This window comes from Paenibacillus sp. FSL R5-0473 (assembly GCF_038004565.1).
In the GTDB taxonomy this organism is placed as follows: domain Bacteria; phylum Bacillota; class Bacilli; order Paenibacillales; family Paenibacillaceae; genus Paenibacillus; species Paenibacillus amylolyticus.
In genome coordinates this window covers 2,320,551-2,331,801 of sequence record NZ_JBBORL010000001.1, presented here as the reverse complement: position 1 = coordinate 2,331,801, position 11,251 = coordinate 2,320,551, and the positions used below count along the sequence as shown (strand labels likewise).

Below are 11,251 nucleotides of genomic sequence, written 5' to 3'. Positions count from 1 at the left end.
TTTCATTTTCAGAAGGAGAATAGGTTCCCATGACACTTAAAAAAAGAATATTTTTACTGTTCTTTCTCAGTGCGTTTATCCCCTTTATCAGTATATTTGCGATTTCTTATTATACGATCGACTCCATTTTCGCAAATAAGATCGATGATGGTATCCGTAGCAATTTACAGCAGGTGACATCCTCATTGGAGAATTCCATCACCAATCTGAATCATGTGACGCAACAATTATCTTACAGGGGTACTTTAGGCAAAAGAATGGATGAATTCTTGAATCCGTCCTCCGATATCTTCGAACTGATTGAGGCCAGGGACGAATTAAAAAACGAGTTAAGTGTTGTGACCTTCACCAATCCTAATATCGGATTGACCCTATATTACTTTCAAAAAGAAGGTACTACTCAGTTCGGCAACTTTCCGATCAAGGATCGTTTCTCTCCTGAGTCTCTGCCTGTGCTCTTCCAAACCTATGGCATTAAGTACTATGGCCCCCATATGAGTATGAACCGATTTGATGATCAACTCGTTCTGTCTGCTATGCGCAAAGTGCAACTATCCGAGAGGAACGACGTGTTCATTTACGTAGAATCAGGCTTTCGCCTCACTCAAGATATCTTGGGTTACAATCAATACAACGGCGCATTATCTCATCTCATCCTGGATGGTGAAGGCAACATTGTGTACAGCGAAATACCGGAAGCCATGAAGGTAGGGGAGAATTTCACCAGCTTAACGGTCGATCCTGCCAAGGACGGAATATCCCGCGGGTATCACTGGTTCAAGGAGGATTCCTCACAGAAATGGAGTGTCGTATCGGTCATTTCGCAGTCTCAATATCAACAGGAGAAAAACCAGTGGTTGCTTCAAATTTTGCTGGTCGCTTTATTTTTCCTCGGCTTTACCGTGTTTCTCGCTTGGCTCCTGTGGAAGATGGTGTACAAACCACTCGGTCTGTTCCATTCGGAGATCAATGGAATGTCCAAAAATCCACAAACAAAAGGGAGCCGAGCTCGCACTCAGATTCCCGAATTTGATTTTCTGTTGGGTGAATTTTCGAACATGCAGCATCAGATTGGTGACCTCTTCAAGGAAGTACAGCAGAAAGAGAAGATTCGTGCAGACCTGGAAGTGGAAAAGCTGCTCTATCAGATCAACCCGCACTTTCTGATGAATACGCTCGATACGGTGCACTGGCTGGCCGTCATGAACGGACAAGGGGAGATCGACAAGCTGGTACAATCGTTGAACAAGCTGCTCTATTACAATCTAGGCAAATTAGGGCAAGTATCCACCATGGAAGAGGAGATCGATGCGTTAAGACAGTATCTGATTTTGCAGCAAATTCGCTATGACTTTGAATTTGACGTCCGCATTACTGCAGATGAACAAGTGCTTCAAATTGCTGTGCCCCGCTTTATTCTGCAACCGCTGGTTGAAAATTCGTTATATCATGGATTAAGTGACGAAGGTTTTATTCAGATTGAAGTGACATGCACTTCAACGTTGAACATTATGATACAAGATAATGGTGCAGGTATGACTGAGGAAACCATTCATAATCTGCTGAACAATCGTGAAGCTGAACAACAAAAAGTAGGGATGGGCATCGGACTCAATTACGTTCACCGCATGTTGAAAGCACAGTACGGGGACCAAGCACAACTGGTGATTGAGAGTGAATTGGGAACAGGGACAAGCATACTGCTCGTATTGCCTATTAAAGGAGAAGATATCTCGGCATGATTAAGGTATTGATTGTAGATGATGATAAGCTGGTACGCAAAGGTATTAGCTCTGCGATGCCATGGGACGAGTTCGACATGGAGGTTGTAGGGGAAGCAAGCAACGGGGCGAAAGCACTGGATTTTCTGAAAACCCAACCGGTCGATCTGATGCTAACGGATCTTGCGATGCCCGTCATGTCAGGGATCGAACTGATGCGAGCTGCGAGGCAGCTCTATCCCGAACTTCATATCGTTGTGTTAACACTGCATCAGGATTTCGATTATATCCAGGAAGCACTAAGACTCGGAGCCATCGATTATATAGCCAAAGTGCAGCTGGAGAAAGAGCAATTCGAACATGTTCTGCAACGAATTCATACCCGAATTAACGGGTTGACAAGCACCATAAGAAAGATGCCTTCGCTGGATGAAATCAATGTCCATTATCGAAATGTGTATGCACTTGTTTCACAGGAGCGGAAATCAGAGCATAAGTGGCCAACGGAGTTAACTGCGCATGAAGATGAGATAAGGTGGGAGGTTGAGCGTAATAGCTGCATGTGGGCTGCACCCCCGTCCGAAGAGGATCAACTATTTCATCAATTGAAGGAATGCCTGCATCAAGTTCCCCAGTGTACGTTGTTAGTTTTGTCTGATGTACAAGAGCGAACATGGTCGCAAATCAAAAACTGGATTATGAGTTATACAGAGTCGTCTTTATTCTATGTTTACAACCCCAATAACCAAGTCATTACCATTTCCATGAATGAGGAAGATACATGTTCAAATGAACCGCAAGATGAGGACCTTGACCGGATTAAACAAAGTTGGTTCCAAACCCCATGGACCCACCATGAGAGTTACTATAACCAACTCATTGACCAGTTTATATCCTTACGATTACATAAAGGTCAGTTGATGGGATTGCTGTACTCAATCGTGATGGAATGGAACCGTATTTTTGCCCAAACTACGCTTGGAAGAATCGCGATGATCCATTCTTTCGAGTCTTGGTACGAGGTTGAAGAATGGATCAAACAGACTGCTGCAAGCATTCGAAAGGCTGATGAACAGACTTCGTACTCACAGGAAATCATCGATGCCGTGAAAAAAGCGGTGATGATCGTGCAGCAGGATTTGGAGCAGGCCTATACAGCTTCAGGTCTCTCCCAACAACTCAATATCAGCCGAAGTTATTTCAGTCAATGTTTCAAAGATTTGATGGGGAAAACCTTTAATGAGTACTCCCGCTTCATCCGGGTAGAGAAATCCAAAGAGTACTTGCTCAATACGAATAATACGATTTTCTGGATTGCGGAGCGAGTGGGTTATTCGGATGAAAAATATTTCAGCCGGATTTTCCGCGAACTGACAGGTCTTCTGCCAAGCGAATATCGGCAGCTAGGTAGAGGAAATAAATAGCCGACAGTCTCCTGTTTTAGGAGCTGCCGGCTTTTGTTTTTTGATCGAGAAGAGGGGTAGATAGACAAATGTTGGTCAGTAGGTAGGGTAAATGATCACAAGTTAACCATACTTCATAATACGGACTGAAAACTGTAACCATTTCTCTATCCAAACGGACGTGTAATCCCTATCTCGATTGGCCTTCACTTCATTTTATAATGAAAGCGCAAACAAATATATTGAACATCAGAATAAAGGGGAATCGAACTAGATGAGAACAAAATGGTCTATGAAAAGCAAGCGGATGACAAAGCGTCTGGCCGTGCTGTCCATGTCCGCCTTGATGGTTGCAGCCCTAGCGGCATGTGGAGACTCTTCCAATCCTCCTACTGCAGAGGAAGCAGGCAAATATGAGGTAACGCCGGGAGATCCGTTCAGTGCCTATAAAGACGAAATCACCGTAACCATGGGACGGGTAACCACAGCCAACCCAAAACTGCCGGCTGGTGATACCTATGAGAACAACGCATATACTCGGCTGGTCAAAGACACGTTTAACGCTCAGATTACAGATCAATTTGAAGCCAATGGTGAAGATTATAGTCGTCAAGTATCGCTTGCCATTGCATCCGGGGAATTGCCTGACATGATGCGTGTTGATTCCAAAGATGAACTGAAAGAACTGGTGGATAACGATCTGATTGAGGATCTGACGTCCATTTACGATCAATATGCTACGGATAACATCAAGCAGATGTACGATTCCTATGATGGACGTGCATTAGAAAATGCAACGATTGATGGACGTTTGATGGGACTTCCGGCGACTTCCCTGGATTCCGCACCAACGATGGTTTGGGTTCGTCAAGATTGGCTGGATCTGCTGGGGATTCAACTGGATGCAGACGGAGACGGTGCCCTTTCACTGGATGAAGTGGAGAAAACAGCGCTGGAATTCCTGAAAAGAGATCCTGGCCAATCCGGGAACCCGGTAGGTATTCCATTTGTGAACACGATGAATACAACAGATTATAATGGATCTGCTTATACGATGCTGGGTGTGGCCTCAACCGAGGGAGCTTTCCCGCAATATTGGATGAATGGTGAAGACGGCAAAATCGTGTATGGTTCCACGACAGAAGAAACGAAGAAAATGCTGGGCACCATGGCAGATTGGTTCAAGAATGGCATCATTGACCCGCAATTCGGAACCCGCACGTTTGATGATATTACCGCACTCTACGCCAATGGCCAAAGCGGTATTGCCTTTGGACCGTGGCATATCCCTGACTGGGGACTGATCAGTGCAAAACAGATGGATAAAAATGCGAAATTTTCGGCTTATACGCTGGAGGATGCAAACGGCAAGGTCAACGTGGCGCATGCCAACCCATCCAATCAGTTTATCGTGGTGAGAAAGGGATATGAACACCCTGAACTGGCGGTTAAGATTGTAAACCTGTTCTACGATAAATTGGCAAATGATAAAAATGCCGCAGCAACCATGCCGGAAGCTGCCAAGTATCAGGAGACCGGGGTAGACGGTTCAACGAGACCGTTTAATATCGAAGTCAATTCGGCTACATCGCTACTGGATGATTACTCTGACGTTGTTCGCGGGATTAAAGGAGAGATCAGCCTGGATGAGGTTCGCACTACAGAATCGAAGAACAATATCGGAAGCATCAAAACCTATTTGAGCGACATGGATACGGATGATGTGACTGCTTGGTCCAAATATCATTCGCGGATCAACGGAGTGGGACTAATCGACAAACTGACACAAGAAAACAAATTTGTCTGGATGACACCTGCTTTCTCTGGCACTACACCAAGCATGAAACAGACGTGGGCCAATCTGACAAAGTTGGAGCAGGAGTCGTTTATCAAAATCGTAACGGGTTCAGAACCGCTCGATTATTTCGAAACATTCGTGAGTAACTGGAAGAAACAGGGTGGTGATCAAGTCATTCAGGAAATTGAAGACGAGATCGCATCGAAAAAATAAACATCCATGAACAGTAGCAGGGCTGCGATACGCAGCCTTTCTTCAGAAAAGGGGTTCATCCATGAAACAGGGGAATTGGAAAGCGCGAGGGCGGCTCGGCCCAGGTGCCATGTACCATATGATGATGCTTCCGGGCATTTTGTTTTTGCTTGTATTCAGCTATGTTCCAATGGTCGGCATCATTACGGCGTTTCAGGACTATATACCGGCCAAGGGCATGTTTGGCTCCGAATTTGTAGGCCTGAAGCATTTTATGTATATGTTCAAGCTGCCGGATATCGCGCAGGTCGTCAGCAATACGTTGGTGATTGCGATTGGCAAGATTCTGCTCGGAACGATGATGGCCATCATTTTTTCTGTTTTATTAAATGAAATTCGTATCAAATACGTTAAAAAATCTGTGCAGACGATTGTTTATCTGCCGCACTTTCTATCCTGGGTTGTACTGGCATCGGTTGTTGTCAACATGTTCAGTTTGGATGGCATTGTGAATCAAATGTTGGCGTTCTTTGGCCTCGAAAATATTAATTTCCTTGGCAGCAACACCTGGTTCCAGCCACTGATTATAGGAACAGACGTATGGAAAGAGTTTGGTTACAGTTCCATCGTTTATCTGGCTGCGATTACGTCCATTGACCCCGGTCTGTATGAAGCCGCAGGCATGGATGGAGCCAGTTGGTGGAGAAAAGTGTGGCATATTACATTGCCAGGCATGTTACCTATTATTCTGCTCATGGGTGTAATGAGCCTGACCAACATTTTGAGCGCCGGTTTCGACCAAGTCTATAATCTGTATAACCCGGTTGTCTACGAGTCAGGCGACATTCTGGATACTTATGTCTATCGGATCGGTCTCGTTGGGCGACAGTATAGCTTCGGTACAGCTGTTGGTTTGTTCAAGTCCGTAATCGGCATTGTTTTGCTCTTGTCTGCCAACCAGTTGGCCAAAAAATATACGGATCGAAAAATATTCTAAGGAGGCCAAACCTGTGTCCTATTCTGCAAACTTCAAAGATCGAATTGGCCGGTTTGCCATCTATGCCATCGTCATCATGCTGGCATTGGTCTGCCTTCTTCCGTTATGGAATATCGTCGCCATTTCATTCAGCAGCAGCGAGGCAGTATCCGCGAACGCAGTAGGTCTCGTTCCAGTTAATTTCACAACAGCAGCGTATACCAAAATTATCGAAGATGCACAGTTCTGGCGCTCCTTTGGTATATCCGTTCTACGTGTTGCGCTAGCTCTTGTGCTCAACATGATTCTGATTATTTTAATGGCGTATCCGCTATCCAAATCAAAAAGAGATTTTAAAGGCAGAAACATTTATATGAATATCATGATTTTTGCCATGTTGTTCAGTGGAGGCATGATTCCCAGTTACCTGCTGATCAAAAACCTGGATATGCTGAATACGATCTGGGCACTTGTTCTGCCAGGCGCTGTCCCGATATTCAGTGTCATTCTCGTGATGAATTTCTTCTCCGCTGTACCTAAAGCGCTTGAAGAAGCAGCATTCATCGATGGGGCCAATCCGCTTCAGGTCTTGTTCAAAGTGTATGTTCCTGTATCCATTCCTGCACTGGCGACAGTCGCCTTATTCAGTATCGTGGGTACATGGAATGACTTTTTCGGCGGGTTGATCTATATGACCAAAGTGAGCAATTACCCGCTAATGACCTATATTCAGTCCCTTAACGTGAATATTGCCGATTTACTTCAAGCCGGCACAAATTCCAGCGAACTTAGTAACTTGACTGAAATATCGAACAAAAACCTGAATGCAGCCAAAATCGTAGTCGCTGTTATCCCGCTATTGCTGATTTATCCGCTGCTGCAAAAATACTTTGTGACGGGCATTGTCGTAGGATCGGTCAAAGAATAACATTAGAGAGGTTGAATGGAACATGGAAAATAAAAAATGGTGGAAAGAAACCGTTGTATATCAGATATATCCACGCAGCTTTCAAGATCGAAACGGGGATGGCATCGGAGACTTGAAGGGCATTGTGTCCCGATTGGATTATTTGCAGCAACTCGGCATCGGTGCGATCTGGTTATCACCCGTTTGCAAGTCTCCTCAAGATGATTACGGATATGATATTTCAGATTATCAGGACATTGATCCGATGTTTGGGTCTTTGGAAGATATGGAAACGTTAATTGATGAAGCCGGGAAACGAGACATTCGGATCATTATGGATTTGGTGTTGAACCACACTTCGGATGAACACCCCTGGTTTCAAGAAGCCAAAAAAGGTAAAGACAATCCGTACCATGACTACTACATCTGGAGAGATGGCGTGGAAGGAACACCTCCGAACGACCTGGGGTCCACCTTTGGTGGTTCAGCCTGGGAATGGGTGCCTGAGATCGGGCAATATTATTTGCATCTCTTTTCCGTAAAACAGCCAGATCTCAACTGGGAAAACCCCAAAGTCCGGCAGGAGATATACAACATGATCAATTGGTGGATCGACAAGGGTGTGGGTGGTTTTCGCCTTGACGTGATCGACTTAATCGGTAAAGAACCGGATTTGAAGATTACGGGAAACGGACCTAATCTGCATAAATATATCAGGGAACTGAGCAAGGAGACGTTTCAAAAAGCGGAAGACCTGCTAACCGTTGGAGAAACATGGGGCGCCACTCCGGAAATCGCCAAACTGTACAGCAATCCAGACGGCAGTGAGTTTTCAATGGTCTTCCAATTTGAACACATCAGCTTGGATGAACAAGAAGGCAAAGGAAAGTGGGATCTTAAACCTTTGGATGTGATGGCATTAAAAACAGTGCTGTCCAAATGGCAGACAGAGCTCAAGGGTGACGCCTGGAACAGTCTGTTCTGGAACAACCATGACTTGCCTCGAATCGTGTCACGTTGGGGAAATGATGGAGAATTCAGAGTTGAATCGGCTAAAATGTTGGCTACCCTTCTTCATGGCATGCAAGGTACGCCTTACATATATCAAGGTGAAGAGCTGGGTATGACGAATGTTCAATATGCGATCGAGGATTATCGGGATATTGAATTGCTCAACTTTTATAAGGAAAGAATGGAGAAAGGTTATCCTGAACAAAGCGTGATGGAGTCGATCTACGCCAAGGGCCGCGATAATGCACGCACACCTATGCAATGGGATACTTCCGATAACTCGGGTTTTACACAAGTGGAACCTTGGATTAAGGTGAATCCAAATTATAAGCAGATCCATGCCGAGGAAAGTTTGAATAACCCTGAATCCATATTCCATTATTACCGGAAGTTAATCCAACTCAGAAAAGATCATGAAGTCATCGTATATGGTGATTATGAGCTGATCTTTCCAGAGAACCCAGACGTGTTTGCTTATACCCGAACGTTGAATAGTACGACAATTCTTGTGGTATGCAATTTCCAAGGATATACGACTGAACTTCCGCTTCAGGAGCAATTGACAGGGTCCTATCAGCTTTTGACAGCTAACTATACAGGTGAACTCTCGGAGGGCGAATTACGTCCATATGAAGCCAGAATGTACCTTATCCATGATTAAAGCATATTACGTTATATAATGTTCAGTTCTCAAGAAAGAAGGATTATATTCAATGAAAAGAGTATGGTGGAAAGAAGCAGTAGCTTATCAAATCTATCCGAGAAGTTTTATGGATTCCAACGGAGATGGGGTTGGTGACATCAAGGGGATCATATCTAAACTGGATTATATTCAAGATCTCGGTATTGATCTGATATGGATCTGTCCGATGTATAAGTCACCTAACGACGATAATGGTTATGACATCAGTGATTACTGTTCCATTATGGATGAATTCGGCACGATGGCGGACTTTGATCAATTACTGCATGAAGTGCATCACCGCGGCATGAAACTCATCATGGACTTGGTGATCAATCATACAAGTGACGAACATCCGTGGTTTATTGAATCCAGAGCTTCACTGGATAACCCCAAACGGGATTGGTACATCTGGAGAGATGGGAAGAATGGAGACGAACCGAATAACTGGGAGAGCATCTTTGGCGGTTCTGCATGGGAATATGATGAAGTCTCCGGACAGTACTATCTCCATCTGTTCTCCAAGAAACAACCAGACTTGAATTGGGCAAATCAGGAGGTTCGGAAATCCATATATGAAATGATGAATTGGTGGCTGGATAAAGGGATTGATGGTTTTCGTGTGGATGCAATCAGCCATATTCACAAAGAAGAGGGCCTCTTGGACATGCCAATCCGAGAAGGCGTCAAGTACATCTCCTCTTTTGAAAAGCATATGAATGTCAAGGGAATCCAGAGTTATCTGCAAGAAATGAAAGAGAATACATTATCCAGATATGACGTCGTGACTGTTGGGGAAGCAAATGGAGTTAAGGTGGAGGACCAAGAAGATCTGCTGGATTGGATCTGTGAAGTCAGAGGGAAATTTAATATGGTCTTTCAATTCGAACACCTGGACCTTTGGAAAAATAGCACAGACAGGCAACTGGATGTTCCCAAACTGAAAAACGTCTTGACCAAGTGGCAAAAATCACTGGAAGGCGTCGGTTGGAATGCTTTGTTTATTGAAAATCATGATCAGCCTCGCAAAGTTTCATCTTGGGGAAATGATACGGAGTATTGGTATGAAAGTGCCACAGCACTTGGAGCCATGTACTTTTTCATGCAAGGCACACCTTTCATATATCAGGGGCAAGAGATAGGCATGACAAACGTAGCTTATCCTTCCATAGCGGATTATAACGACATAGCCGACCGGAATTTATATCAGATCAAACGCGAAGAGGGGATATCGCATGAGGAGATCATGAACATCATCTGGGCTTCGAGTCGTGATAACTCCAGAACACCGATGCAATGGTCTTCGGCCAAAGAGGCCGGGTTTACCAGCGGTACGCCATGGCTGAAAGTGAATGACAATTACATCCATATTAATGTAGAGAAACAACTCCAAGAACAACGTTCTATTCTTCAATTTTATAAAGAAATGATTCAGCTGCGAAAAGAGCACGATACGTTGACTTATGGTATTTATGAGCTTCTAATGCCGGATCATCCGAGTGTATATGCATATACACGTACACTGGCAGACGAACAGGTGCTGGTAGTAATCAATCTTTCTGAACACATGGTGGAGCTTGAGGAAGATGAGCTTGGCCTCAACTTCTCAGAGATCTGGCTTACCAACTATGAGAATGGCTTGCTGCCACTGGTGTTGCGACCGTTTGAAACCATTGTTGGATTAAGCAATAAAGTTTAAGTAGGATACGTAAAAGGAAAAAGGCGTCTATATCACGGTCTGAATGATATAGACGCCTTTTATTGTTGTGTAACCACATGAAAATTAGCTGCGACTATTAGTTATTGATGGAGAACATCCGCGTATTCGGAGATACGTTCGAAACGTCCCTTGGCAAACGGGCATAAAGGTAAAATCTTAATACCGTTTTCCCGCGCGTATTCCACCATCGCTTTGATAAGTTCATCGCCAAGCCCTTGTCCTCGGTAAGCATTTTCCACCAATGTGTGATCAATGATGTATAGCTCTGGACTCGAGATTACATAGGTCATCACCGCAGCAATGTCACCGTTATCTTGAATAAGAAATCTTTTATTGGCAGGTTCATGTTCTACGTTATGCATGTTCATCCTCTTTCTTTGTTGAATATTCACCGTCCAGAAGCTTATACGTCAATGCTCCGCTTGGACATGTGTCAATATGCCGGGCAATGGCCTCCGAAGTGTCACCATCAGGATCAACCCAAGGACGCTTGCTTAAATCAAAAACAGCAGGAAGGCCCTTTACACAAATACCGGAATGAATGCAAACATCCGAGTTAAACATAACCTCGATATCTTTACCGTAATATAATTTCTCTTTAACCATAATGCATTCACATCTTTCACTGTTGAGTTTGAGTTTGTTTACAGATCGATATCCCAGGCATCCATGGTAAGTCATGTCTGGCAGGCTCTTAATGTTCGAATTATAAATGAGGAATCATTATTAAGTCAACGTGATGAATCTCCTAATTCGTTGGTGGAAGCTGCTGATCAGAACCCTGAGTCCTCCGAAAAATTAACGCTCCAAGAAAGTTATGTTTCCGGCGGCGATTCTAAAT

At 44.2% G+C, this 11,251-nt stretch carries 9 protein-coding genes; 7 read left to right on the top strand and 2 right to left on the bottom strand.

Translation table 11 applies throughout. From position 1 onward, the window contains the following. The first annotated feature begins 29 nt into the window (after positions 1-29). The 7 genes from MKY28_RS10210 to MKY28_RS10180 all read left to right on the top strand — a co-directional run bounded on the left by MKY28_RS10210 (position 30) and on the right by MKY28_RS10180 (position 10,389). Positions 30-1,742 carry a sensor histidine kinase gene (locus MKY28_RS10210; RefSeq protein WP_036615449.1) on the top strand — a complete coding sequence of 571 codons (1,713 nt, stop codon included), beginning with the start codon at positions 30-32 and terminating at the stop codon, positions 1,740-1,742. Then, entirely contained in the window at positions 1,739-3,145 is a 1,407-nt protein-coding gene (locus MKY28_RS10205; protein ID WP_340935871.1) for a response regulator transcription factor, read from the top strand. Before MKY28_RS10210 ends, MKY28_RS10205 begins: the two co-directional genes overlap by 4 nt. A gap of 253 nt (positions 3,146-3,398) precedes the next feature. Further along, entirely contained in the window at positions 3,399-5,135 is a 1,737-nt protein-coding gene (locus MKY28_RS10200) for a sugar ABC transporter substrate-binding protein (RefSeq protein WP_036615444.1), read from the top strand. A 61-nt stretch (positions 5,136-5,196) separates the two neighbouring features. Further along, on the top strand, positions 5,197-6,111 hold the full coding sequence (locus MKY28_RS10195) for an ABC transporter permease (protein WP_036615441.1): 915 nt from the start codon (positions 5,197-5,199) through the stop codon (positions 6,109-6,111). Positions 6,112-6,124: 13 nt separating this feature from the next. Beyond that, the gene (locus MKY28_RS10190) at positions 6,125-7,018 is read left to right on the top strand and encodes a carbohydrate ABC transporter permease (protein WP_076210560.1); all 894 of its coding nucleotides are present in this window, start codon (positions 6,125-6,127) and stop codon (positions 7,016-7,018) included. 22 nt (positions 7,019-7,040) lie between these two features. After that, positions 7,041-8,669: a glycoside hydrolase family 13 protein gene (locus MKY28_RS10185; RefSeq protein WP_340935870.1), complete on the top strand. Its 1,629-nt coding sequence runs from the start codon at positions 7,041-7,043 to the stop codon at positions 8,667-8,669. 52 nt (positions 8,670-8,721) lie between these two features. Then, positions 8,722-10,389: a glycoside hydrolase family 13 protein gene (locus MKY28_RS10180; protein WP_340935869.1), complete on the top strand. Its 1,668-nt coding sequence runs from the start codon at positions 8,722-8,724 to the stop codon at positions 10,387-10,389. Between the two features lie 101 nt (positions 10,390-10,490). Here the strand turns inward: MKY28_RS10180 and MKY28_RS10175 are convergent, their stop codons facing one another. Then, positions 10,491-10,772, bottom strand: a complete 282-nt coding sequence (locus MKY28_RS10175; RefSeq protein ID WP_036615433.1) for a GNAT family N-acetyltransferase — start codon at positions 10,770-10,772, stop codon at positions 10,491-10,493. Beyond that, the gene (locus MKY28_RS10170; RefSeq protein ID WP_036616061.1) at positions 10,765-11,016 is read right to left on the bottom strand and encodes a (4Fe-4S)-binding protein; all 252 of its coding nucleotides are present in this window, start codon (positions 11,014-11,016) and stop codon (positions 10,765-10,767) included. Before MKY28_RS10170 ends, MKY28_RS10175 begins: the two co-directional genes overlap by 8 nt. Positions 11,017-11,251 lie beyond the last annotated feature (235 nt).